This is a genomic window from Pararhizobium qamdonense (genome assembly GCF_029277445.1).
GTDB lineage: Bacteria > Pseudomonadota > Alphaproteobacteria > Rhizobiales > Rhizobiaceae > Pararhizobium > Pararhizobium qamdonense.
In genome coordinates this window covers 3,611,421-3,635,905 of the sequence record NZ_CP119566.1, presented here as the reverse complement: position 1 = coordinate 3,635,905, position 24,485 = coordinate 3,611,421, and the positions used below count along the sequence as shown (strand labels likewise).

Sequence of the window (24,485 nt, the reverse complement as noted above, 5' to 3'; positions counted from 1 at the left end):
CTGCTCTTCATGTGCAGTGTCATTGATTTGGTTCACCGTCTCATACGGCAAAACGGGTAAACAAGGTTATCCCGGACACTGCATTTCCGCTCTTATGGTAAATTCGCGGTAACACCACAATAGCGATTTCTAGCGAAGGCCAAAGGGTATGAAGGTCTTGGCGATCGACCCCGTCACGGTCACGTCGATGCTTGTGCCAAGGCCGGAACCGGAGCCGGAGAAAGACTCGGCCTTGCCGGACGCAATCATCAGCGGTTTGTCCATCGGCTTTTCCGGCACCAGTTCGCCTTTCGCCCAGATCGTCTTCAGCGCTGCGGCATTCATCGCGGCGACATTGACGTCGATATCGCTCAACGTGCCCGCCACCCGGTAGGGGCAATGCCGCTTGCCGCAATTGGCAGCGGCGGAGAATTGCCAGAGTGCATAGTCATCCCAGTTGCCCATTGGAAAGACGTTGCGGATGCCCGGCTTGTAGCGGGCATACCAGAGCGGCAGGCGTGACAGGAGCGGGAACCGGTCGCGGTTGGCGGCGATATAGCTGGCTGTGGCGTGATTGGTGTAGAGCATCGGATAGCGCCCGGTGCGGGTCTTGATATGCCCGGCAAAAATCGCCGCGTCTTCCAGCGACATGTATTTTTCCGGATCGATGCCCTCGATATCGATCACCATCAGCTCGTCGTCGCGCGGATCGGCATAGTCGAGGAAATGGTTGGCCTGATCGACCGGATTGCCGGGGCGGGCGAGATGATAGGCGCCCCAGAGCAGGCCGCTTGCCCGCGCGATGAGTCGCCGTGTCTGGTAGAGTTCGCGGCTGACGGCATATTTGCGCCACATCGTCTTGCAGTGCGCCACCGTATCACCGGCGTGATCACCGGTGCAGGCAAAGCTCTCCGGCAATCCGTCCGATGCCTTGGAGATGAAGCCGGCAATGCGCTTGTCTTTCAGCATTGCGTCCCAGTCGATGATGTTCAGCTCGTATGCGTCGAAGACAAGCGCGTGGCTGGCAGTTTTCCAGGGCATGAGATCGCGGGCCAGCGCCTGTTTCAATGGCGCAAGAAGACCGCCGCCGAAAAGCAACGCAACGCCGAGGCATGCGGCGAGGCGGAAAAACCTGCCCAAATGTGCTTTCCGGCGCTTTTCCATCCAGGGAGGGTGCGGAAAGATGGTTTACCAAGCGTTAACATGCCGGGCGCACAACGCATTGCGCTGTTTAATTGCTGGCGGGCGGAACAAAAACAACCTGAAATCGTTCCACCCCACGACAATGCAGTCCAATAGCAAGTGATGGAGGAACCCGATGGGTGTTTTCAATTTAAAAGTGGCATCGCTGGCGCTGTCAGCCGTTTTGCTGGCCACCTCATTCACGCCGTCGCAGGCCTTCACGCGTATCCCTGTTCCGGTCAAGGCTGAACGCGTCACCGACGCTGATTCCGTTCAGTACCGCCGCCGTGGTGACGGCGACTTCAACCGCCGGGGCTATTACCGCCGGGGTGGATATTCCTATTACAACGGTCATCGCGGCTATAACCGCTACCGTCCGGGCTACCGTCAGTACAATGGCGCATGGTTCCCGCTGGGCGCCTTTGCTGCCGGCGCAATCATCGGGGGTGCGGTTGCCCAGCCGCCCATGCGTTATGGTGGAAGCCATGTCGAATGGTGCGCCAACCGCTATCGCAGCTACCGCGCCTACGACAACACCTATCAGCCCAATAACGGCCCACGCCGCCAGTGCAATTCACCTTACTGAGCTTAAACTTCGATCAGCACAATTTCAGGCCGGGGCTTTTGTCTCCGGCCTTTTTTCTGTGAAATGGGGGCTGTCACAGAATCCCGATCCTCTTCAGGATCGTCCAGGCCACACCCATCGACATCATGATCAGGAAACCGGCCAGCAGCGTGCCATGAATGCCCTCGGCAAACGGCAGCCCGCTGGTGTTCATGCCGAAAAAGCCGGTGACCAGCGTGGGCGGCAAGAGGAAGGCCGTCATCAGCGAGAGAATATAGAGATGCCGGTTGGTCTCGGATGAGAGCTTGCTGTCGATCTCCTCGTGCAGAAGCCGGGCGCGTTCCTGCAGCGCGAAGACATCGCGATCCACCGCTTCCAGTCTGTCCGACAGCCGCTCGGCACCATCGATGAACCCATCGGGAACTTCGTCTTCCTCCGATGTGCTGGCGCGCCGCAGCAGGGCCAGCAAGGTGCGCAGGTGCCGGTGTAGCCGCACGGCAGTCCGCCGCAGCGGTGCCAGACGCGGCTGGTGGTTGTGCCCGGCCTCGCCATAGACATCGTCCTCGATGATATTGAGCTCTTCGGTCAGTTCCAGCACCAGGCTGATCAGCGTCCGCTGAAATTCGACCACCATCATCTCGAACAGGTCGATCGGCCGGGCGCAGCGGGCATTCTTCTCGACGGCGGCCTTGACCCGGTCGATGCTGCGCAGCGGATGCAGCCGCGTGGTGATAATGATCTTTTCAGTGACGGCAAAATGCAGCCAGCCGATGGTTTTGGTCTCCGCATCGAAGGTGCGCTCGAAATCGACCAGCGTGCCGTAGACCATATTGTCGGAAATGGTGACGGCGGCCTGCGTGTCATGGCTGGTCAAGGTCGAGAGCGCATTTTGCGGCAAGGTGGTGATGCGTTCGATCAGGGCAGGGGTGCGCGCATCGCTCAGCGCCAGATGCAACCAGACCCAGCCTTCGCCCTCCATCAGCGCATCAATCGACGAATCGGCTGCGATCCGCGCGCAGCGGCTTTCGCCCGGCAAAAAGCGATAGGCCCAGACGAGCCCCGGTATTTCGGAGGAAATCAGATTCATGCGGCAGGATCCCGGCAGAGGCCAGACTTCGCTGTATGCGGGTTTCATGACAGTTTTGTTACAGACTTGCGCGGGCGCCTGGATAAGCATCGCCAATCGAATATTGACGTTTACGTAAAAATCAATAATTTCGGGACCAGGACTGAAAGCCATTGCTGGACGGATGCATGGCAATGTTGTCAGGTGAGTGCAGGAGGAGACGGCGATGTACAAGGCACCGGTTGAGGAAATTCTATTCACGCTGAAACATGTGGCCGGGCTGAGTGAGGACCTCGCCGATGGTATTTTCGGCGATCTCGACGAGGACCTGGTCGATGCGATCGTCGGCGAAGCCGGCCGTTTTGCCACCGAAGAGGTCGCGCCGCTTGCCGATATCGGCGACAAGCAGGGTTCCAAATTGGTCGACGGCCAGGTTCAGGTTCCGGAAGGCTGGGCCGAACTCTACCGCAACTGGGCGGAAGGCGGCTGGAACAGCCTGACCGCGCCCGAGGAATTCGGCGGCCAGGCGCTGCCGCATATGCTGCATATCGCGGCCATGGAATTCTGGAATGCCGGCTCGATGGCCTTTGCGCTGGCACCGATGCTGACCATGGGTGCCGTCGATGCGCTGGAAAAACATGGGTCTGCAGACCTGAAAGCAACGTTCCTTGCCAGGATGATCTCCGGCGAATGGACTGGCACGATGAACCTGACGGAGCCGCATGCCGGCTCCGATCTCGGCGTCTTGAAAACGCGCGCCGAGCGCCGCGATGATGGCACCTACCGGATTTTCGGCCAGAAGATCTTCATCACCTGGGGCGACCACGAGGTCACCGGCAACATCGTCCATCTGGTTCTCGCGCGGATCGCCGGTGCGCCGGAGGGAACGCGCGGTATCTCGCTGTTCCTGGTGCCGAAATTCCTCGTCAACGCGGATGGATCGCTGGGCGCCCGCAACGACCTGTTCTGCCATTCGCTCGAACACAAGCTCGGCATCCATGCCTCGCCGACCTGCACCATGGTCTATGGCGACGGCCGGTTCGGCGATGAGAAGGGCGCCGTCGGCTATCTCGTCGGCGAAGAAAACAAGGGCCTCAACTGCATGTTCACGATGATGAACAATGCGCGGCTTGCCGTCGGCATCCAGGGCGTGGCCATGGCCGATGCGGCCACCCAGCATGCGCTCAATTATGCCCGCGACCGCACGCAGGGCAAGGCGCCGGGCTGGAAGGGCACGGGCATGAGCCCGATCATCGAGCATCCGGATATCGCCCGCACGCTGCTCACCATGAAGGCGCTGACGCAGGGCGCCCGTGCCATCGCGCTCACATGTGCCCGTGCGGTCGACCGGGCGCATGTGTCGCAAGGCGACGAGGCCCGCCATTGGCAGGAGCGTTCCAGCCTGCTCACGCCGATCGCCAAATCCTTCGGCACTGATGTTGGCGTCGACGCCGCCTCGATGGGCATTCAGGTCCATGGCGGCATGGGCTTTATCGAGGAGACCGGTGCCGCGCGCTATCTGCGCGACGCCCGGATCGCCCCGATCTATGAGGGCACCAACGGCATCCAGGCGATCGATCTCGTCACCCGCAAGCTGCCTCTCTCGGATGGCGCGCATGTGCGTGGCTTCATTGCCGAATTGAAAGCCGTTGCCTCCGATGTGGGCGCCTCCAATCTGGCCGGTTTCGGCGAAACCGGCAGCCGTCTTGAGGATGCGATCGCCGATCTGGAAGAGGCGACCGAATGGCTTTTGGCGCAGCTTGCCGAAGGCAAGTCCGCCGATGCGCTTGCCGGCGCCACCGCCTATCAGCGGCTGTTCGGCCTCACCCTGACAGGCGTCTATCTCGCCAAGGGCGGGCTGGCCGAAGCCGGCGATGGGGGCCGGGATGTCCGCATTGCGCTCTGCCGGTTTGCTGCCGAAAACCTTCTGGCCGAAACGGCAGCGCTGAAAAACAGCATTGTGACGGGTGGGCCAAGCCTTGCCGCCGCCCGGATCGCGCTCGCTTGATTGAAAACGGCTTGATTGAAGGAGATGGATATGACCGATGATGTTCTGATCGAGCGGCCCGAAACCTATCCCGGCGTTCAGGTGATCCGCTTCAACCGCCCGGCCAAGAAGAATGCCATCACGCGGGACATGTATGCCAAGATGGCCAATGCGCTGACGGTCGCCGGAAGCGACGATGCCATCCGCGTCACCGCCTTTCTCGGCACGAACGGCTGTTTTTCGGCCGGAAACGACATGACCGATTTCATGGCCTTTGCCATGGGCGGATCGATGGGCGAGGAAGTGATCACGTTCCTGAAGGCGCTTGCCAGTGCCGCAAAACCCATCGTCTCCGGCGTGGACGGCCTGGCGATCGGCATCGGCACCACCATCCATCTCCATTGCGACCTGACGATCGCCTCCGCGCGTTCGACCTTCAGGACGCCGTTCGTCGATCTGGCGCTGGTGCCGGAAGCTGCCTCCAGCCTGCTCGTGCCGCGCATTGCCGGCCATCAGCGCGCCTTCGCGCTTCTCGCCGCCGGCGAGCCGTTCACCGCCGCTGAGGCGCAGGACGCCGGGCTGATCTGGAAGATCGCCGGTGCCGATGCGATCGAGGAAGAGGTGCTGGCGCTCGCCGCCAACCTTGCGAAAAAGCCACCGGAAGCACTCCGCATCGCCCGCAATCTCATCCGCGGCGACCGCTCCGATGTGCTGGCGCGCATCGACGAGGAAGCCAAGCATTTCGCCGCCCAGCTGAAAAGCCCCGAAGCCCGCGCCGCCTTCGAAGCCTTCATGCGCCGTTGACCTTCCCCTTCTCCCCGCCGGGGAGAAGGTGCCCGAAGGGCGGATGAGGGGGCCGCGAACTCGGAATATGCTGCTTCACCCCCCTCTGTCACTGCGTGACATCTCCCCCTCAAGGGGGGAGATCATTCTTTTCCCTTGAGGCCACAAAGCCATCGGCCAATCTCCCCCCTTGCGGGGGAGATGTCGGCGTCGCCGACAGAGGGGGGTGATGCCGCAAACGCGGAGCTGACTTCCACAATAGTCCACCCCGCTCCCTTGCCGGACCGCAGGCTGTGCTCCATATTGAAACCCATAGCGTGGAGGAATTTCGGCATTGGGAGAATGCCGGCAGACAAGGGTTTGTCCATGCGGTCTCGTTTCAAGTTTTCCCTGTCCGACATGCTCAAGCAGCATCGCCGTTGGGAAAAGACCCTCGCCAAGGCCGTCAAGGTGACGCGCAAGGCGCTGGCACCCTCCGCAAAACCATCGCCAGCAGCGCCGGTTGCTAAAGCCCGGACGTCAGCCAAACCGGCGGCAGGGCTGCAGGAGGTCAAGGCATTCGGCAGCAATCCCGGCCGCCTGCGCATGCTGCGCTATGTCCCGGCCGACTTGCCGAAAAAATCCCCGCTCGTCGTCGTGCTGCATGGCTGCCAGCAGACGGCGCAAGCCTATGATCTCGGCAGCGGCTGGTCGACCCTGGCGCGCGAACGCGGCTTTGCCGTCGTTTATGCCGAGCAGAAGCGCTCCAACAACGGCAATCTCTGTTTCAACTGGTTTCGCCCGAGCAACGTCACCCGCGATCGCGGCGAGGTGATGTCGGTGCGCCAGATGGTCGCCAAGATGGCGTCGGCCCATGGGATCGACCGCAAGCGGGTCTTCGTCACCGGGCTCTCGGCCGGCGGCGCGATGGCGGCGGCGATGCTGGCAACCTATCCCGACGTGTTTCGCGGCGGCGGCGTCATCGCCGGCCTTCCCTATGGCGCGGCCCGCGACGTCCACCGCGCGCTGTCTGCGATGAAATCCGCGCCGGAACGGCAAGGGCAGGAATGGGGCGACCTCGTGCGCGCAGCGTCGCCGGTCACCGGCGATTTCCCGACAGTGTCGATCTGGCATGGCACGAGGGATCATACCGTCTCCCTCTCCAACGCCGAGGCGCTGGTGCAGCAATGGCTGGATGTGCATGGCCTGAAGATCGATGCCTATGCGCAGAACGACGTCGATGGCCATGTCCATCGCGTCTGGAAGGACAAGGACGGCAGGACCGCTGTCGAACTCTACCTGATCGACGGCATGGGCCACGGAACGCCGCTGAAACCGAGGCCCGCCTCGCGCGCCAAGGCCGATACGCCCGGTCCCTACATGCTCGATGCCGGCATTTCTTCCTCCATGCATCTGGCAACCGCCTGGGGTCTGAAGAAGCCGTCAATGCTCTAACGGCAGGCGGCCCAATCACCCGGAAAGCCCCGAAATCCCTGGTTTTCCGGTGGTGAAATTTAACACTGCCTTAAGTGCGCGCCGATATGATTTGATCATAACAGGCCCGGTCGTCCGGTTCCTGAAGGCCGCATGATGCGCGCCCTGCTATTGGCCCTTTGCGGCATGTCCCCCCATTTTCCGCATTCTGGAACAGCCTTGCGTTGAAAGCGCCGGCCGCCGGTCCCGCATGCGCATAAGATCGAGCCTCCGCCGGGCGCAAACGCCTGGCCGCAATAGGGAAACCTGACTTGTCCAAAAGATCGAACCTGATGACGCGCATCCTTGTCGCCGCGTCCTTCGTCGTCGTTGCCGCCTTTGCCGGCTTCTCCGTCTATATTGACAGCCTCCAGCATGACACGACGACCCGCGCTGTCGAGGAGAACATTTCCTCCTCCGGCAAGCAGGCGGCCCAAAGCGTGGCCAACTGGCTGAACGGCCGCGTCACCCTGACGGCAATGGTGGCCGATGCCGCAGGCGCGGTCGCCGACCAGGCCGGGCTCGAAGCCACGCTCAACAACGATGTTCTCGTCAAGGAATTCATCAGCACCTATGTCGGCGACGAAACCGGCAAATTCACCACCTGGCCGGTCATGCCGATGCCGGAAGGCTATGACCCGCGCAAGCGCCCCTGGTATCAGGACGCGGTGAAGGCCGGCGGCAGCGTGCTCACCGATCCCTATATCGATGCGTCAAGCGGAGACCTGATCATCAGCGCTGCAGCCCCGGTCATGAAGGACGGCAAGCTTGCTGGCGTTGCCGGCAGCGATTTCTCGCTGAAGACGCTGGTCTCGATGGTCAAGGATATCGATGTCGGCGGCGAAGGCTTTGCCTTCCTCGTCAACAAGTCCGGCCAGATCCTCGTTCACCCCGATGCCAAGCTGGTCACCAAGACGCTCACGGATGCTTTCCCCGTATCGACGCCGTCGATCGGTTCGGCAATCGTCGAGACCGAGCTTGAGGGCAAGCCGATGCTGGTCAGCTTCGTGCCGGTCGCGGGCCTGCCGACGGTGGAATGGTATGTCGGTTTCGCCGTCGATGCCGATCTCGCCTATTCCGCCATCGGCCAGTTCCGGATTGCCGCCACCATCGCCACGCTTCTTGCGGTCGGCATGATGATCGCGTTCCTTGCGACCCTTCTCAGCCGTCTCGTCATCCGACCGGTCACCGATATGACCGGCGCCATGGAGCGGCTGGCTGCCGGCGATCTTAAGGCCGAAATCCCCGGCCAGGAACGCCGCGACCAGATCGGCTCGATGGCCGCAGCCGTTGCCGTGTTCCGCACCAATGCGATCGAACGGGCGCGTCTGGAAGGCGAAGCCGAGAGCGGCCGCTCGCTGTCTGAACAGGAGCGCCGCGAGCGCGAAGCGTTGAAGGCCCGCGAGACCGCCGACATCCAGCAGGCCGTCGAGGCGCTCGCAACCGGGCTTGGCCGCCTTGCCGATGGCGATCTCGGCTACCGAATCTCGGTTCCCTTCGTCACGCATCTCGATCGCCTGCGCGCCGACTTCAACAATTCGGTAACCAAGCTGCATCAGACCTTGCAGGCCGTCGGCACCAATGCCCGCGCCATCGATGCGGGTGCGACCGAAATCCGCACCGCCGCCGACGATCTCGCCCGCCGCACCGAGCAGCAGGCAGCCTCGGTCGAGGAGACCGCCGCAGCGCTGGAACAGATCACCACCACGGTCAGGGACAGTGCCCGCCGCGCCGAAGAAGTCGGCCAGCTGGTTGCCCGTACCCGTGCCGGTGCCGAAAAATCCGGCGAGGTCGTACGCAATGCCGTCAATGCCATGCAGGGCATCGAAAAGTCGTCCGGCGAAATCTCCAACATCATCGGCGTCATCGACGACATCGCCTTCCAGACCAACTTGCTGGCGCTGAATGCCGGCGTCGAGGCGGCCCGCGCGGGAGATGCAGGAAAGGGCTTTGCCGTCGTTGCCCAGGAAGTGCGCGAACTCGCCCAGCGCTCGGCCAATGCCGCCAAGGAGATCAAGGCGCTGATCACCACATCCGGCCAGCAGGTCCGGGCCGGGGTGACCCTGGTCGGCGAAACCGGCCAGTCGCTGCAGGCGATCGTCTCGGAGGTCCAGGAGATCAACACGCATATCAGCGCCATCGTCACCTCCACCCGCGAACAATCGACCGGGCTGCAGGAGATCAACACGGCTGTGAACACCATGGACCAGGGCACCCAGCAGAACGCCGCCATGGTCGAGGAGCAAACCGCCGCCAGCCACGGCCTCGCCTCCGAAGCCGCCGCCCTCAACGACCTGCTCGCCCAGTTCAACATCGGCGGCACACAGCAGGCGGCAGCAAGACAACCGGCTTACGGACGCCGCGCGGCATAGACAAGAGCCTGTCTCAAAACCCCGGCAGGACGCAGGTTCTGCCGGGGTTCGCATGTTGATATGACTGCCCGGTGGTCATATATTGCTGTGACAGCCCAGATAGTCGCCCATCCCCGCCACAAGGACGGGGATGAGGTCTCGCTCTTGCGAATAATCCCATTCCAGGGTTTGTCAGCATCCTGCTAAATCGATTTGAAGCTCAGCTTCACTTCTCCAGCGTCGCCACCACTTCCACATGCGACGACCAGAGGAACTGATCGATCGGGGTGACGCCGGTGATGCGGTAGCCGGCGTCGACGAGGATGCGCAGGTCGCGCACCAGCGTGACCGGATTGCAGGAGACCGCGACGATCTTCTTGACGCCGGAACGGGCCATTTCCTTGGTCTGGACTTCGGCGCCGGCGCGGGGCGGGTCGAAGACGATCGCGTCGTAGACCTTCAGTTCCGAAGCCATCATCGGCCGGCGGAACAGGTCGCGCTTTTCCACGGTGACGGGTTTCAGCCCTTGCGTGTTGCGCGCGGCAAGATCCAGTGCCTTCAGCGGCTTGTCTTCGCTTTCCACGGCATGCACGCGCGCCTTGCGGGCGATGCGCAGCGAGAAAGTGCCCGATCCGGAAAACAGGTCGATGACGCGCTTGGATTTGCCCAGATGCGCAAGCACCAGCGCCGCCATCGCTTCTTCGGCCGGCTTGGTCGCCTGGGTGAAGCTGCCGGGCGGCGGCGAAACGGAAACGCCGCCGAAATCGATGACCGGCTTGACCGGCTCGACCAGAATTTCGCCGTTGAGGCTCAGCCGCGTAATGCCTTTGAGACCAAGAACGGTTTCGACCGCCATGCGCCGCTGCCGGTCGTCCATGGCCTTGATGCCGTCGAAGGCCAGATCGAGGCCGGACAGCGTTTCAAGCACGGTGATGCGGAACGGCTCGGCGTTGACGGCCATGGCGTTTGCCATCGTGCGGATGGTTGCAAGCCGCGACACGATGCCGGGGCTTGCGATTGGACATTCCGATATCGCCACGATATGATGGGTTTCAGGCTGGTTATAGCCGAGCAGCAGCTCTTTTTCGGTGCGCCGCGCCGTAAACACCGTGCGCCGCCGCTCGCCCGGATGGGCAATGACCAGCGGTGCCACATCGGCCTGCAATGCTTTCGATTTCAGTGCATCGAGGACCAGCTGCCGCTTGAAGCTTTGGTAGAGGCTGTCGCTGGCATGCTGCAGGCTGCAGCCGCCGCAGGTGCCGTTCTCGCCGTCCGGTCCGAAATGCCGGCATTTCGGCGCGACACGCTCCGGCGAGATATCGGTCATCGACATGACCGTGCCCTTGTCCTTGTTAATCGCCAGCGCCACGGTTTCGCCGGGCAGCGTGAAAGGCACATAGACCGGCCCGAACGGACCACGGGTGATGCCATCGCCGGATTGGCCGATCTTCTCGATCGTCAGCGTCTCCATGCTCATGCGTCTTCATCCGTTTCGTCGTCGCCCAAGGCGTCGCCGTCTTCGAGCGGCTTGTGGCCGGCCAGCAGATATTCCTCGTTGCCGTCACCGCCTGAGATCGGCGAGGGGATGAGACCAAGGCTGACCCAGCCCATGTCTTCGACGAGCCAGCGCTCCAGTTCGGCTGCAACCGCAGGCGCGGTCGACGGATCCTTGAGCAGGCCGGCCTTGCTGATCGCCTCGCGGCCGGCTTCGAATTGCGGCTTGACGAGCAGGATGCAATGGGCGCCGGGTTCGGCCAGATCAAGCGCCGGCGGCAGCGCCAGTTTCAGCGAGATGAACGAGACGTCGGAAACGATGAAGGAAATCTCGCGGTCTTCCAGATGATCCTCATCCAGCACGCGGGCATTCAGCCCCTCGATATTGGTGACGCGCGGATCGGCCTCCAGACGCGGATGAAACTGGCCGTGGCCGACGTCGACGGAAATGACATGGGCAGCACCGGCATGCAGCAGCACTTCGGTGAAGCCGCCGGTCGAGGCGCCGATATCAAGGCAGTCCAGTCCTTCCGGCGACAGCTCGAAATGCTCCAGGCCCGCCTTCAGCTTCAGCGCCGCGCGCGACACATAGGGCTGGACCGGATCGTCGATGGCGATGGTCACATCTTCGGGAAAGGTCGAGCTCGCCTTGGTGACGACGCGGCCATTGACGGTGACGGTCCCGCGCTGGATCGCATCGCGGGCGCGCGAACGGCTGGCGACAAGCCCCAGGTTCAAAAGCAGCTGGTCGAGGCGGACGGAGGTTTTTGGTTCGTTTGACATGGGTTCTCATGGCGCGTCGGGCCCGCGATGGCAAGGGCCAGGCGGCCGGGCGCGGGCAAATAATGCCGAAAGAGCATGATCGCGACCCTGATCCTGCTGGGAATGCCGGGCAGGGAAGGGACAACATGAAGGCTTAACCAAAAACAACAATCGCTAAAATTGTATCGATGGCATCAGGTGGGAGAGTAAGGTTTTTGCTTTAGGAAGGGGTGATCGCGCCTGCCGCGATGGTGGCAACCGTGGAAACCTGAGATGAGCGGCGAACGGGAGAACAGAATAGACCTTTTGCGGGGGCTGTCGCTTCTGCTGATTTTCATCGGTCATGCGGAGTTCACGTTTTCGGCGACGTTTCAGCAATCACGCGGCTTTTCGGATGCCTCGGAAATCTTCGTTCTTCTGGCCGGAATGTCCTGCGCTCTCGCCTATCACCGTCCGCACACGGGTCTGCAGGTGGCACGGCCCTGGAAGCGGGCGTTGCGGCTCTATGCCGTGCATCTCCTGCTGTTTGCGATCATGGTGACCGTATCGGCGATGGTGATCATGGCGTTCGACCGGGTCGCCTGGACGGCCGACATGACCGATTTCTGGCAGAACCCGTTGCACCACGGACTTCAGGCGTTGTCGCTGAGTTACATGCCCGGCAATCTCGACATCCTGCCGATGTATGTCGTGCTGCTTTTGATCGCCCCCTTCGCTTTCCTGCTGCATGACTGGTCAAAGACGTTTCTGCTGGGGTTGTCCTGCCTCATCTGGTTCATTGCCGGCCTTGGCCACATCAATTTCCCCAATGCCGCCCTTGAAGGCAGGACCTGGTTTTTCGACCCGCTATCGTGGCAGTTCATCTTCGTGATCGGCATCTATCTCGGCGCCCGCATGAAGCGTGGCCAGCCGGTTTTCCCCTATAACAAGCTCGTCTTTGCCGCTGCCGCCATTTTTGCCCTTGCCGCCATCCCCGCCAATCTGGCCATTCACCTTGGCTTCATGGCCTCGCCATTTGGCGAACTCCATCATCAGCTGGTGTCGAAGATCAATGACGGCCCTTTGCGCATCGCCAATGTTCTGGCGATCCTCTATCTCGCCTGGAACATTCCAGCCGTCAAAGCGGCCGCCGATCATCCGGCCTTGCGGCTCCTCTGCCTGGCCGGACGCCACAGTCTTGCGGTCTTTTCGGTGGGGATCCTGTTGTCCTTCAGTGCGGTGGTGCTGATGACGCTCGATCCGGATATGCCGGTCGCACTTCAGCTGCTGCTGCTGGCCGGCGGCTGCGCGCTGCAGCTGGTCATCGGCTGGTGCCTCGAGGCCCGCAAGACCACACGGGCGCAGGCTGCGTCCTACGGCCTGCACCGCACCGCCTGAGACTGGTTTCAAGCTTGCGCCTCAGCCAGCGACGCTGGAGCCGATGCGTTGCTTCTGCCCAAGCGTCTTGAACACGGTGGAAACGATTCCGGCGCGGTCGAGGCCGGACTTGGCGTACATGGCCTCGGGCTTGGCCTGTTCCATCCAGATATCGGGCAGCACCAGCGGGCGGATCTTCAGGCCATTGTCGAGCAGGCCTTCATGGGCAAGGAATTGCAGCACATGGCTGCCAAAGCCGCCGACAGCGCCTTCCTCGATGGTGATCAGCACCTCGTGGTGCTTGGCCAGCTGGCGGATCAGGTCATGATCGAGCGGCTTGGCGAAGCGGGCATCGACCACGGTCGTCGAAAGCCCTGCGGCATCAAGGTCTTCCGCCGCAAGCAGGCAGTCAGCCAGGCGCGTGCCGAAGGAGAGCAGCGCCACCTTCGAGCCCTGTTTCATCATCCGGCCCTTGCCGATTTCAAGGATCTCGCCGCGCTCCGGCATTTCCACGCCGACACCTTCGCCGCGCGGATAGCGGAACGAGATCGGACCCTGGTCATAGGCAGCCGCCGTGCGCACCATATGCTTGAGTTCCGCCTCGTCGGCAGCCGCCATGACCACGAAGCCGGGCAGGGTGGCAAGATAGGTCGTGTCAAACGAACCGGCATGCGTCGGGCCATCGGCGCCAACGAAACCGGCGCGGTCGATCGGAAAGCGCACCGGCAATCCCTGGATCGCCACGTCATGCACCACCTGGTCATATCCGCGCTGCAGAAAGGTCGAATAGAGCGCGCAGAACGGCTTGTAGCCTTCCGACGCCAGACCGGCAGCAAAGGTTACCGCATGCTGTTCGGCAATGCCTACATCGAAGCAGCGCGAGGGATGGGCGAGCGCAAACTTGTCGAGCCCGGTGCCGGACGGCATGGCCGCGGTGACCGCGACGATCTTGTCGTCAAACTCGGCTTCCTGCGTCAGCGCTTCGGCAAAGACGGATGTATAGGCCGGCGCATTCGGCTTGGCCTTCGCCTGCGCACCGGTGATGACGTCGAACGTGTTGACGCCGTGATACTTGTCGGCAGCAGCTTCGGCCGGCGGGTAGCCCTTGCCCTTCTGCGTCACCACATGGATCAGCACCGGACCCTTGGAATTGTCGCGCACATTGCGCAAGACCGGCAGGAGATGCTCGAAGGAATGCCCGTCGATCGGGCCGATATGATAAAAGCCCATCTCCTCGAACAGCGTGCCGCCGGTGACATAGCCGCGCGCATGTTCGACGGCGCGGGTGATCGCCCGGTCGACCGACTTGCCGAGATAGGCCGTCAGTTTCTTGCCCAGCTCGCGAAAGCCCATATAGGTGCGGCCGGAGGCAAGGCGGGCGAGATAGGCGCTCATGGCCCCCGTCGGCGGCGCGATCGACATGTCGTTGTCGTTGAGGATGACGATCAGCCGCGCATCGAGCGCGCCAGCATTGTTGAGCGCCTCGTAGGCCATGCCGGCCGACATCGCGCCGTCGCCGATGACGGAAATGACATTGCGGTGCTCGCCGGACAGGTCGGCTGCGACCGCCATGCCGAGGCCGGCGGAAATCGAGGTCGAGGAATGGGCAGCGCCAAAGGGGTCGTATTCGCTTTCGGCGCGGCGGGTAAAGCCGGACAAGCCGTTTTCCTGGCGCAGCGTGCGGATCCGGTCGCGGCGGCCGGTCAGGATCTTGTGCGGATAACATTGATGGCCGACATCGAAGATCAGCCGGTCATGCGGCGTGTTGAAGACTTTGTGGATGGCGATGGTCAGCTCGACGACGCCAAGACCCGCGCCCAGATGCCCGCCCGTGCGCGATACCGCATCGATCATCTCGGTGCGCAGTTCGGCTGCCAGTTGCGGCAAGTCCTTGTCCTCGATCCTCTTCAAATCATCGGGATAAACAACCTGATCGAGAAGGGGGGTCGCCGGCATGGGATGGACTGGCAATTGTGTCACGCTAGGGCCTTCATTCTCGCAGCATCAAGGGAGCCGCGATGTCTGTGTTGGTATCCGCTGGGAGCCGCGTCTTTAAACAGGTTCGTTATGGATTGCAAAAACCGGTTTTCTTGCGGCGTTCCGGCGAGTTTAACCAATATTACCGTTCCGGCAAAGGGATAAACTCTTCCTCGTCTCCCGGCACGATGTCGAAGCGGCCGGTTCGCCATTCTTCCTTGGCCTGATCGATGCGTTCCTTGGAGGAAGACACGAAGTTCCACCAGATATGCCGGGCGGATCCAAGTGCCGCCCCGCCAAACAGCATGATATGACAGCCGGCCGGTCCGGCCGTGACGGTGATCGCATCGCCGGCCCGGAAAACCAGCAGCTGGTTGCTGGCGAAATGATCGCCGGCGATGATGGCCTCGCCCTCCAGGATGTAGAGCGCGCGCTCTTCCCATTCGGCCGCAAACGGCGCGCTCTTGCCGGGTTGGATGGTGAGATCGACATAGATCGTGTCGGAAAACACCGACACCGGCGACCGCATGCCTTCGAACTGGCCGATGACCACGCGCCCCTTCAGGCCGTCCGTATCGAAGGCGGGCAGCTCCCGCTTTTCCGTATGGGCAAAGATCGGGTCGATCTCCTCATATTGATCCGGCAGCGCCAGCCAGGTCTGCAGGCCGGAGATGGACTGCGGCTTGCCGCGCAGGTTTTCCGGCGAGCGTTCGGAATGCACGATGCCGCGCCCCGCCGTCATCAGGTTGAGGTCGCCGGGCGAAATTACCATCTCGGTCCCCAGGCTGTCGCGATGCTTGATCTCGCCGTCGAACAGGTAGGTCACGGTGGAAAGCCCGATGTGCGGATGCGGCCGCACATCCAGCGCCTGTCCGGCTTTGAGCAATGCAGGTCCCATCCGGTCGAAGAAGATGAACGGCCCGACCAGCCGCCGCTTGACCGAAGGCAGCGCCCGGCGCACCTGCAGATTGCCGATATCGCTGGTGCGCGGAATGATCAGATGCTCGATCGCGTCGCAGGCTGGCGCATCACCAGCGTCTGGATCGTTTCCGGGAAAGAAGGACATGGGGTGATCCTCTCTAATAGGTCGATAAAAGGATGACTGGAAAGCAGGTTGCTCCCGGTGTTGCCGGGATCATCGGCCTGCTATGGCGTGGTGGTCAACGATTGTTTGCCGAAATCAGCCGGCGATTTGAGCCGGGGATTTGGCTGCCACTGCAAATGGTTCAAAATCTCTGAGGTTATAGGTGATCACGGTCAGACCATGGGCCTTTGCAGTTCCGGCGATCATGGCGTCGGCCGCGCCCGGATTGTAGCCCGCCGATACGGCCTGCGCCTCAAGTTCCCCTGAAATGCGGGCCACGGCGGCATCAAGCGGCAGGATATTGTCGGCATAGACGGTGGTGAGCCCAAGAAGCCAGATCGCCAATGTATCCGCCTTCGCAGTCGCCCCTTTATGCTCCAGGATTCTGATGCCCTTCTCGATCTCGTGAATGCTGACTGCAGAAAGATAGATGGCATTCGACCGTTCCTGCTCTTCCATCCATGTCACGAAAGCTTTTGATGGCTCGGCTCTGGATGGCGCAAACATCGAGATGGCGTTCGTATCCAGCAAAAAACCGCTCACAGTTCCACGTCTCTCGATGGCGATGGATTGCGGGCGAAAACATCGTCATCAGCGTCAATGTCGGCCGGAAATGTTCTGAGATAGTGCAAGAGGCTTGGCCGGTTGGTGCCAAGTGCTTTCTTGGCCGCTTCGGCCGCCCCGATACTGACCATCACGGCTGCGGCGCGGCCATGCCGTGTAATCGTTACAAACTCGCCAGAGGCGGCTTTATCGATAACGTGAGAAAACGAGGCCTTCGCATCTTTCAGACTGATTGTCGCCATCGCCATGCTCCTAAAAGGGTCACATATGACCTTTTAGGTTATAATGTCTTGGAAATCAACAACAGCCTTCGCCCACTCACTCCCCGTCGAGCGGCTCCACGCCCTGCGGCTTGCCCGCCCGGTCCAGCCTGATCTTCTCGATGCGGTTTTCGGCGGCACCCAGAAGCGCCTCGCAATGTTTCTTCAGCGCTTCGCCGCGCTCGTAGATCTCGATGGATTTATCGAGCGCCACATCGCCGCGCTCCAGCGCCGAGACGATGGCTTCGAGTTCCTCGACGGCTTTTTCGAAGGAGAGGGCGGATACGTCGGTTGGGGCGGCGCCCGGTTGCGCTTGCGTGGTCATGGTCATCCTCTCATCAGGCGGTAGATATGGGTTCCGGCCGATTCGGCCAGCCCTTGAAGATCGTAGCCGCCTTCCAGCAGGCTGACGATGCGGTTGTTGGCGGTTTTCCCGGCGGCATCCAGCAGACGCCCGGTCGCCCAGTCGAAATCCTCGGCCATCAGATTGATCTGCGCCAGGGGATCGCGGTGATGGGCGTCGAAACCGGCGGAGATCAGGATGAAATCCGGGCGGAAATCATCGAGCGCCGTCAGGATGCGCGACTTGAAGGCCTCGCGGAAATGTTCGCTGCCGGTATCGGGCGAAAGCGGTGCATTGACGATATTGCCGGCACCCGTCTCGGTCTTAGCACCTGTGCCGGGATAGAGCGGCATCTGGTGCGTCGAGCAGAACAGCACCGACGGATCGTCCCAGAAGATGTCCTGCGTGCCATTGCCATGGTGCACGTCCCAATCGACGATCGCGACGCGTTCAACGCCGTATGTCTGCTGGGCATGACGGGCGGCGATGGCGATATTGTTGAAGAAGCAGAAGCCCATCGCCTTGTTCTTCTCGGCGTGGTGGCCGGGCGGGCGCGAAGCGACGAAAGCATTGTCGGCCTTGCCGGAAAACACCGCATCGACAGCCGCGACCGCGCCGCCAATGCCGGTGAGGGCGGCCTGCAGGCTGGCGGGGCTGGCATAGGTGTCGGCTTCGAGCGCCTCGATACCGTCCTCGGGAATGGCGGACATCACGGTGCGCAGATGCTGTTCGGGATGGGCGAGCAGCACCAGATCCTCGTTGCCCTGCGGCGCCTCAAGCCGGGTCAGCGGCGAAAACCGTTCATGCTCGAGCGCAAGGTTCAGCGCCTTCAGCCGGTCGGGCCGTTCCGGATGGCCTTCCGGAACCTTGTGCTCCAGGAAGATCGGGTTTTCGAACAGGATCGTGGTCATGGCGGGAACCTATGGCGTCAAGGTGTGAAGGTCCATGGCTTAGGTAGGGCGTTTGCGGTGTTTTCAACAGCGCGGGTCGATCAGCACCTTGCCGCGGCGATCCGGGGCATTCTGGTGCTTGAGCGCGTCTGCAAGCCGGGACAGCGGATAGGTGGCGGCGATCTCGCTTGCAAATGGTCCCTCGCGAAGGCCGTCGAAGCATTCGTTCAACGCATGCGTCAGCGCTTCGCGTCCCGCAGAATGGACGAAGGTGCGCAGCCAGAGGAAAGAAAAGCGTACATCCGGCCGGGCGAGCAGGACCGATTGCGTAATCGGCATCCCGCTCAATGCGCCATATTGCAGGAACGCGCCGCCGGCCGAAAGATTGTGCCGGAGCAGGCTGCCGCCGGTCTCGCCGCCGACCGCATCGGCCACCGCGTCGAACCTGCGGTCCTGATCGGCCGGCTTCTGCCCGGTCACGAGCGTCCGGAGACCCGGCAGGGCAGGCAGCCGGGAAGCGGTGCTCTCGCTTCGAACGATGGCGGTCACATCAGCGCCTTGCTCCGTCAGCGTCTTCAGCAGCATCTTTCCGATCGCGGAACCGGCAGCCGTGACGCCGATCCGAACGCAGGCAAGGCTGGAGACACCACCGAAATGATCCTGCAGCGCGGAGATGAGCCGCAGCGTGGTCATCGGATTGATATAGGCGGTCGCCGCCTGCTCTGCCGGAAGATCGGCGGGAACGGCAAAGCACCATTCGGCAGGGCGCTGCAAAACCGCCTGCCACAGGCCGCTCGCGCCGAGCGGCAGCACGCGGTCGCCGGGTTTGAACCCGGTCACATCGGGAGCGACACGGCTGACGGTCCCGGTCCCCTCGAAGCCGGGGACAAAGGGCAGGACGGTGCGATTGCGGTAGGCCCCCGTCACCGGGATCAGGTCCGACGGGTTGATCGCGGCGCGATCGACCGCGATCTCGATCATGCCCGGTTGAAGCTCAGGACAGGGCATCCGCGCCAGCTGGATCACATCCTCCGGACTGCCATAATCTGTCACGAGCGCTGCAAGATGATCCGCCACGCGGCCTCAGGCGCGTGCGTGCAGCAGCGGATAACCGGCAAGCACGGCGCGGGCCGCCAGCGTCGCAATCACCGCCTTGACGATATCGCCGGGAATGAAGGCGAGGGAACCGGTGGCAACGGCCAGGAGCGGCGTACCGGTGACGGCGGTAACCCACGGCATGCCGATGGCGTAGAGAACGGCGATACCGCCGACCACGGAGGCGATGAAGAAACCGGCGAACTGCTTGATTTCGCTCTGGCCTTCCTTCACCAGCCGCTCGGCGATCAGGCCGGTCACGAAGGTTGCGGCGATCCAGCCGATCACGAAACCGCCGGTCGGGCCCTGGATGACGGCAAGCCCGCCACGGCCGCCCGACAGAACCGGAAGCCCGATTGCGACCAAAAGCACGAGCAGCACATAGGCGAGCGCACCGCGCTTGGCGCCGATGATGCAGCCGGCCAGCATCACGCCCATCGACTGGGCGGTGATCGGCACCGGAATGAAGCCGAGCGTCACCGGCGGGATGAGGCCGAGAACCACGATGATGGCGGTAAAGAGGGCAATGAGAACGAGGTCTCTGGTGGTCATGGCAGGTCCTTTGTCTATCAGTATTGTCGTATCCGGCCGGGCAAGGCCGCAAAAGCTTCAAAAAACGTCGCGCCGTCGCTCAGCGATGGTTCTCCCGTGGCCGCCTGAACCCGCGCGCGTCGATGGCCATGGCGATCGTGTCGGCATCTTTCAGCGTCAGGATGATCAACGGCGCAAGGATCGTCAACGGCCTGACCTTCAGTCCGCGCGCCCGGTGCGCCTCGCGGATCGACTGGTAATGGTTGAAAATATCCGGCACAAAACGCAGCACCAGCCCGAAAGCCAGCCCGACATCGGCGGCCCGCACCAGGCCGAGCCGGTCGAGCGGCTGCAAAAGCCGGGTGATTTCGTCGATGAAGGCGCCGGTCGCCGTCGTCGCGGTCACGGCGCCGGCAAACAGTACGATCGCCATCAGCCGGAAGAAACTCTCGGCCGCCTCGCGCAGCGAAGTGAGATAGGCCGTGGCGATCAGAAGGATCAGAATGGTGAACAGAACCGGTTTCAGCCGCGACACCGCCTCGCCAAAGGCAAGCCCGGTGGTGAAATAGATTGCCGCAGCGATGAGGAAGGCCGGAACGAGGATAGTGAGCGAGGACACCGCATAGAGCGCCAGCCCGCAGAGAAGCAGAATGGCGAGCTTTGCCCGCACGGACATCCGGTGCAGCGGCGTCGTGCCCTCGACATTCAGCCCGTTCAGCATGCGGCCACCGCATGATAGGCGCGGATGCTCTCGTCCGCCGGGCCATCGGCGATGAGCCGGCCGTCGTGGAACAAAAGCACGCGGTCGAATTGCGCGATCAACGGCAGGTCGTGGCTGATGACGATGGTGTGCTCATCAAGCCTTGCAATGGTCTCTTCCACCAGACGCCGGTTTTTCAGGTCCAGCTGGTTGGTCGGCTCGTCGAGGATGAGGATGCCGGGGCCGGTCACCAGCACGCTGGCAATCGCGACCAGCTGCGTCTCGCCGCCGGAAAGCTCGTGCACCCGCCGCCGCGCCAGGTGCGCAATGCCGAACCGGTCGAGCACGGCTGCGGTCCGGCTTTCGATTTCGCCAGCTTTCAAGCCCCGGTTCTTCAGGCCGAAGGCGATATCCTCGTGCACGATCGGCATGATGATCTGGTGCTGCGGGTTCTGGAAGATGAAACCGGCCTCGGCCAGCGTCGCGCTGGCATCGTTGACGGTATCGAGACCGTTGACGGTCACGGTGCCGGTGGACGGCTTGACCAGTCCGTTGATCAGCCGTGCGAACGTGGTCTTGCCCGAGCCATTCAGCCCGATAATACCGATGCGCCGCTCGCTCAGCGACAGCGTCAGCGGCTGAAGAACCGTGCGTCCGCCAAAACTGACGGACACGCTGGCAAAGCGTATGTCCAATCCGCGTCCCCCGCGTTCGAATGTCGAGGCTCTATAGGACGATTTCTTCGCCGATGGAAAGAGGCTTCCCGTTGGGGCTTGAACAAACTGTGAACATTTGCCTAGATTGATATATGGCGATTCTCGTTTCCAACCGTGATGCCCGGCGCATCTTCCTCAACAAGCAAGGCCTGGCCGCAGCTCCCAACCGGGCGCTCGGCAAGCAGGGATTGCTCGATCTCATCCATGAGATCGGCTTCGTGCAGGTGGACAGCATCTCGACCGTCGAGCGGGCCCATCACCAGATCCTGTTTTCGCGCAACCAGACCTATAAGCGCGAGCACCTGACCGAGCTTCTGGAAAAGGACGGCGCGCTGTTCGAACACTGGACGCATGATGCCTCCATCCTGCCGTCGGAATTTTTCCGCTACTGGAAGCACCGGTTTGCCAGGCGCGAGCCTGTGCTGAAGGAGCGCTGGCTGAAATGGCATGGCGAAGGGTTTGACAGCACCTTTGAGGAGACGTTCCAGCGTATCGCCGAAGGCGGCCGCACCATGTCGCGCGACCTCAAGGTCGCCGATCACAAATCGGGCGGCTGGTGGAACTGGCATCCCAACAAGACGGCGCTCGAATATTACTGGCATACCGGCAAGCTCGCCATCGCCGGCCGCCAGAATTTCCAGAAGATCTACGATCTCGCCGAGCGCGTCATTCCCGGTCATCACTATGAGCCCGAGGTCAGCCACGACGCCTTCCTCGACTGGGCCTGCCGGGCAGCGCTCGAACGGCTGGGTTTCGCCACCCATGGCGAAATCGCCGCCTTCTTCGACCTGATCTCGCCGGAAGAAGCGAAAGCCTGGGTGGCGCAACACCGCGACGAATTGACGGAAGTGATGATCGAGCCGGCCGACGGCGAAAAACCGCGTCTTTCCTATGCCTTCGCCGGCTTCCCCGGCAATCTCGGCGGCCTTGCGGAAGCGCCCGCCCGCATGCGCGTGCTCTCCCCCTTCGATCCGCTGATCCGCAACCGCAACCGCACCGAACGCCTGTTCGGCTTCTACTACCGCATCGAAATCTTCGTCCCCGAGCCCAAGCGCGAATACGGCTATTACGTCTTCCCGCTGCTCGAAGGCGACCGCATTGTCGGCCGCATCGACATGAAGGCGGAGCGCAAGAACGGCACGCTCACCGTCAAACGGCTCTGGTGGGAAAAGGGCGTGCGCCCATCATCCGGCCGCATGGAGCGCCTGGAAGCAGAACTCGACCGGCTGGCGAAATTCGCCGGGGTGGAAAAGGTGGTGTTTCTGGAGGGGTGGAGCGGTTAGGGTGGCTGTGCCCGTCACAGGGATGACGGGGCGATTTGGTATGCATCTGTTCCCAAATGACCTGCCGAATCCCCAGAAAAACCGCGTTGCCGGCAGCCTGCTGACGAGCCAGCGGCCGATCTCGCCAAGCCGCCTGGATGGCGCGTTCGGTCCAGCGGATCGACCGTCCCTTCATGCCAGCCGATCGGGCTTGACGTATTTTGCGACCACGTTCGCCAGCGCTTCGGCACTAGCAAACTCTCCCCGGTCGGCTTCGGCAAGTCCGGCCTCGATCTCGGCGTGCTGGCGCCTCATCCACTGCGACCGCGTCACCTCGAACCAGACCTCGCCATGTTCGCTGCCCGCAATCGCATCGGGACCGTCATAGGCGACTGTGCAGGCATGGTTCATGCCAATTTTTTCCATCACGCGGCGTGATCCCCGATTGACCGCCATCGTGGTCGCCACGATCGTCTCGTAGCCGGCACTTTTAAATCCCCAATCGACGAGGGCGAAAGCGCCCTGCGAGGCCAGGCCCTGGCCCCAGTCCTCCCGGCGCAGCCGGTATCCGAGTTCGGCCAGGCCCACGCTCTCCGGCCAGAGGCAGAACCATCCAACGAAGGCGTTATTGGTGGTCCGGCGCGCCGTCCAGATATAGGGCTCCGTTCCCCTGGGCATAAGGAACGCCGCATCATCCGTTGTCCGCTCGTGATCGACGGCATATCCGCCGTTCAAAAAGCGCATGACCTCGGGATCAAGCTCCAGATTGATGAAATCAGCGCTATCGTCCGGGCAGCAGGGGCTGAGCGTCAGCTGTGCCGTCTGTAAAATGGCCATGTTCGAACATCCAACCGTCGTCCTGGCGAGTATGCTTAATTCTTCCTTCAGTTCCAGATCCAATCGGTGCGCCGTCATTCCCGGTAAAAACAAAGAAGCCACCGGTCATGTCCCGACCGGTGGCCCCAGAATGCTCATTGCGCCCGGCTCAGATGATTTCGGTGGCCGCAATCTCGATACCAAAACCTTCCAGGCCGACATAGTGGCGTTCGCGCGAGGAGAGCAGGCGGATCGAGGTGATGCCGAGGTCTTTGAGGATCTGGGCGCCCAGTCCGATTTCCAGCCATTCGCTTTCGCGGGCCTGGGCCTCGCTATGCTCTTCGCGCTCATGCTTGCCCGCGCGTGCCGTGGTTGAAACGCCGACGCCGACGGAGCCTTCGCGCAGGTAGACGATGACGCCGCGGCCCTGTTCGGACATGCGCTTCATGATCGGATCGAGCTGGCAATCGCGGCCGAAGACGTCGGCGGCGACATTTTCCAGATGCAGGCGCACGGGGATATCGACGCCATCGCGGATGTCGCCGAAGGTGACGGCGAGATGCTGCATCGGATCCCAGGGCAGCGAATAGGCATGCGCCTTCGCCTTGCCATAGGGAGTATCGACATCGAAGGACGCTTCCAGATTGATCAGCGTTTCCTTGCGCTGCCGGTAGGCGATGAGATCGGCAACGGAAACCTGCTTCAGGCCGTGCTTTTCTGCAAAATCCGTGACCTGCGGCCCGCGTGTGACGGTGCCGTCATCATTGACCAGTTCGCAGATGACGCCGATCGGCGGCAGGCTGGCAAGGCGGCAGAGATCGACGGCCGCTTCCGTATGGCCCGACCGCATAAGCACGCCGCCTTCGCGGGCGACTAGCGGAAAGATATGGCCGGGGCGGGTAAAGTCGGCGGCGCCAACATTCGGATTGGCAAGGTTGCGCACCGTCAGCGTCCGGTCGTCGGCCGAAATGCCCGTGGTCGTGCCGTGCTTGAAATCGACGGTGACGGTGAAGGCCGTGGTGTGGGCCGCATCGTTTTCCGCCACCATGGCGTTGAGGTTGAGGCGCTTGGCCTCTTCCTTCGGCATCGGTGCGCAAACGATGCCGGATGTGTGGCGCACGATGAAGGCCATTTTTTCCGGCGTGCAATGGACGGCTGCGACGATCAGGTCGCCTTCGTTCTCGCGGCCGTCATCATCGGTGACGACAACGATCTCGCCGGCCTCGAAGGCCCGGATGGCATCGGCAACGCGCTTCTGGTCAAAGGGCAT

General features: G+C 62.3%; 23 protein-coding genes. 7 read left to right on the top strand and 16 right to left on the bottom strand.

What is annotated here, in order from left to right; all coding sequences use genetic code 11:
• Positions 1-129: 129 nt before the first annotated feature.
• Complete coding sequence (locus PYR65_RS17865) at positions 130-1,143, bottom strand: glycoside hydrolase family 25 protein (protein WP_276118947.1); 1,014 nt, start codon at positions 1,141-1,143, stop codon at positions 130-132.
• A 154-nt stretch (positions 1,144-1,297) separates the two neighbouring features.
• Here PYR65_RS17865 and PYR65_RS17860 point away from each other — a divergent pair, with 154 nt between their 5' ends.
• Positions 1,298-1,747: a BA14K family protein gene (locus PYR65_RS17860; protein WP_060636449.1), complete on the top strand. Its 450-nt coding sequence runs from the start codon at positions 1,298-1,300 to the stop codon at positions 1,745-1,747.
• Positions 1,748-1,820: 73 nt separating this feature from the next.
• Here the strand turns inward: PYR65_RS17860 and PYR65_RS17855 are convergent, their stop codons facing one another.
• Complete coding sequence (locus tag PYR65_RS17855) at positions 1,821-2,813, bottom strand: transporter (RefSeq protein ID WP_276118946.1); 993 nt, start codon at positions 2,811-2,813, stop codon at positions 1,821-1,823.
• Between the two features lie 205 nt (positions 2,814-3,018).
• Here PYR65_RS17855 and PYR65_RS17850 point away from each other — a divergent pair, with 205 nt between their 5' ends.
• From PYR65_RS17850 to mcpU, 4 genes are all read left to right on the top strand, one after another.
• Positions 3,019-4,800 carry an acyl-CoA dehydrogenase gene (locus PYR65_RS17850; protein ID WP_276118945.1) on the top strand — a complete coding sequence of 594 codons (1,782 nt, stop codon included), beginning with the start codon at positions 3,019-3,021 and terminating at the stop codon, positions 4,798-4,800.
• 30 nt (positions 4,801-4,830) lie between these two features.
• On the top strand, positions 4,831-5,583 hold the full coding sequence (locus tag PYR65_RS17845; protein ID WP_276118944.1) for a crotonase/enoyl-CoA hydratase family protein: 753 nt from the start codon (positions 4,831-4,833) through the stop codon (positions 5,581-5,583).
• Between the two features lie 345 nt (positions 5,584-5,928).
• The gene (locus tag PYR65_RS17840; protein ID WP_276118943.1) at positions 5,929-6,996 is read left to right on the top strand and encodes an extracellular catalytic domain type 1 short-chain-length polyhydroxyalkanoate depolymerase; all 1,068 of its coding nucleotides are present in this window, start codon (positions 5,929-5,931) and stop codon (positions 6,994-6,996) included.
• 290 nt (positions 6,997-7,286) lie between these two features.
• Complete coding sequence (gene mcpU, locus PYR65_RS17835; RefSeq protein ID WP_456238688.1) at positions 7,287-9,386, top strand: methyl-accepting chemotaxis protein McpU; 2,100 nt, start codon at positions 7,287-7,289, stop codon at positions 9,384-9,386.
• 205 nt (positions 9,387-9,591) lie between these two features.
• Here the strand turns inward: mcpU and PYR65_RS17830 are convergent, their stop codons facing one another.
• Positions 9,592-10,842 carry a class I SAM-dependent RNA methyltransferase gene (locus PYR65_RS17830; RefSeq protein ID WP_276118942.1) on the bottom strand — a complete coding sequence of 417 codons (1,251 nt, stop codon included), beginning with the start codon at positions 10,840-10,842 and terminating at the stop codon, positions 9,592-9,594.
• Positions 10,839-11,642: a TlyA family RNA methyltransferase gene (locus tag PYR65_RS17825; RefSeq protein WP_276118941.1), complete on the bottom strand. Its 804-nt coding sequence runs from the start codon at positions 11,640-11,642 to the stop codon at positions 10,839-10,841. The genes PYR65_RS17830 and PYR65_RS17825 overlap by 4 nt, the downstream gene beginning before the upstream one ends.
• Positions 11,643-11,894: 252 nt before the next feature.
• Here PYR65_RS17825 and PYR65_RS17820 point away from each other — a divergent pair, with 252 nt between their 5' ends.
• Complete coding sequence (locus tag PYR65_RS17820; RefSeq protein ID WP_276118939.1) at positions 11,895-12,998, top strand: OpgC family protein; 1,104 nt, start codon at positions 11,895-11,897, stop codon at positions 12,996-12,998.
• Positions 12,999-13,019: 21 nt separating this feature from the next.
• Here the strand turns inward: PYR65_RS17820 and dxs are convergent, their stop codons facing one another.
• From dxs to PYR65_RS17770, 10 genes are all read right to left on the bottom strand, one after another.
• Positions 13,020-14,933, bottom strand: coding sequence for a 1-deoxy-D-xylulose-5-phosphate synthase (gene dxs / locus PYR65_RS17815; RefSeq protein WP_276118937.1), 1,914 nt, complete (start codon positions 14,931-14,933; stop codon positions 13,020-13,022).
• Positions 14,934-15,096: 163 nt separating this feature from the next.
• A complete protein-coding gene (locus PYR65_RS17810) occupies positions 15,097-16,020 on the bottom strand; it encodes a pirin family protein (RefSeq protein ID WP_276118936.1) in 924 nt (307 codons plus the stop codon).
• A gap of 114 nt (positions 16,021-16,134) precedes the next feature.
• A complete protein-coding gene (locus PYR65_RS17805) occupies positions 16,135-16,581 on the bottom strand; it encodes a type II toxin-antitoxin system VapC family toxin (protein WP_276118933.1) in 447 nt (148 codons plus the stop codon).
• On the bottom strand, positions 16,578-16,844 hold the full coding sequence (locus tag PYR65_RS17800; RefSeq protein WP_276118932.1) for a type II toxin-antitoxin system Phd/YefM family antitoxin: 267 nt from the start codon (positions 16,842-16,844) through the stop codon (positions 16,578-16,580). The genes PYR65_RS17805 and PYR65_RS17800 overlap by 4 nt, the downstream gene beginning before the upstream one ends.
• Before the next feature lie 76 nt (positions 16,845-16,920).
• Positions 16,921-17,193 (bottom strand): exodeoxyribonuclease VII small subunit, encoded by a 273-nt coding sequence (locus PYR65_RS17795; protein ID WP_407951251.1) that lies wholly within the window; start codon positions 17,191-17,193, stop codon positions 16,921-16,923.
• Positions 17,190-18,116, bottom strand: coding sequence for a histone deacetylase family protein (locus PYR65_RS17790; RefSeq protein ID WP_060636435.1), 927 nt, complete (start codon positions 18,114-18,116; stop codon positions 17,190-17,192). The genes PYR65_RS17795 and PYR65_RS17790 overlap by 4 nt, the downstream gene beginning before the upstream one ends.
• 63 nt (positions 18,117-18,179) lie before the next feature.
• Entirely contained in the window at positions 18,180-19,103 is a 924-nt protein-coding gene (locus tag PYR65_RS17785) for a zinc-dependent alcohol dehydrogenase family protein (protein WP_328518510.1), read from the bottom strand.
• A gap of 75 nt (positions 19,104-19,178) precedes the next feature.
• Positions 19,179-19,742, bottom strand: coding sequence for a biotin transporter BioY (locus PYR65_RS17780; protein ID WP_060636434.1), 564 nt, complete (start codon positions 19,740-19,742; stop codon positions 19,179-19,181).
• Positions 19,743-19,821: 79 nt separating this feature from the next.
• The gene (locus PYR65_RS17775; protein ID WP_276118929.1) at positions 19,822-20,442 is read right to left on the bottom strand and encodes an energy-coupling factor transporter transmembrane component T family protein; all 621 of its coding nucleotides are present in this window, start codon (positions 20,440-20,442) and stop codon (positions 19,822-19,824) included.
• Positions 20,436-21,116: an energy-coupling factor ABC transporter ATP-binding protein gene (locus PYR65_RS17770; RefSeq protein WP_276118928.1), complete on the bottom strand. Its 681-nt coding sequence runs from the start codon at positions 21,114-21,116 to the stop codon at positions 20,436-20,438. Before PYR65_RS17770 ends, PYR65_RS17775 begins: the two co-directional genes overlap by 7 nt.
• Positions 21,117-21,229: 113 nt before the next feature.
• Between PYR65_RS17770 and PYR65_RS17765 the strand changes: the two genes are divergently transcribed.
• Positions 21,230-22,420: a winged helix-turn-helix domain-containing protein gene (locus tag PYR65_RS17765; RefSeq protein ID WP_276118927.1), complete on the top strand. Its 1,191-nt coding sequence runs from the start codon at positions 21,230-21,232 to the stop codon at positions 22,418-22,420.
• A gap of 171 nt (positions 22,421-22,591) precedes the next feature.
• Here PYR65_RS17765 and PYR65_RS17760 read toward each other — a convergent pair whose 3' ends face one another.
• A complete protein-coding gene (locus PYR65_RS17760; protein ID WP_276118926.1) occupies positions 22,592-23,236 on the bottom strand; it encodes a GNAT family N-acetyltransferase in 645 nt (214 codons plus the stop codon).
• Positions 23,237-23,384: 148 nt separating this feature from the next.
• Positions 23,385-24,485, bottom strand: a complete 1,101-nt coding sequence (ribB, locus tag PYR65_RS17755; protein WP_276118925.1) for a 3,4-dihydroxy-2-butanone-4-phosphate synthase — start codon at positions 24,483-24,485, stop codon at positions 23,385-23,387.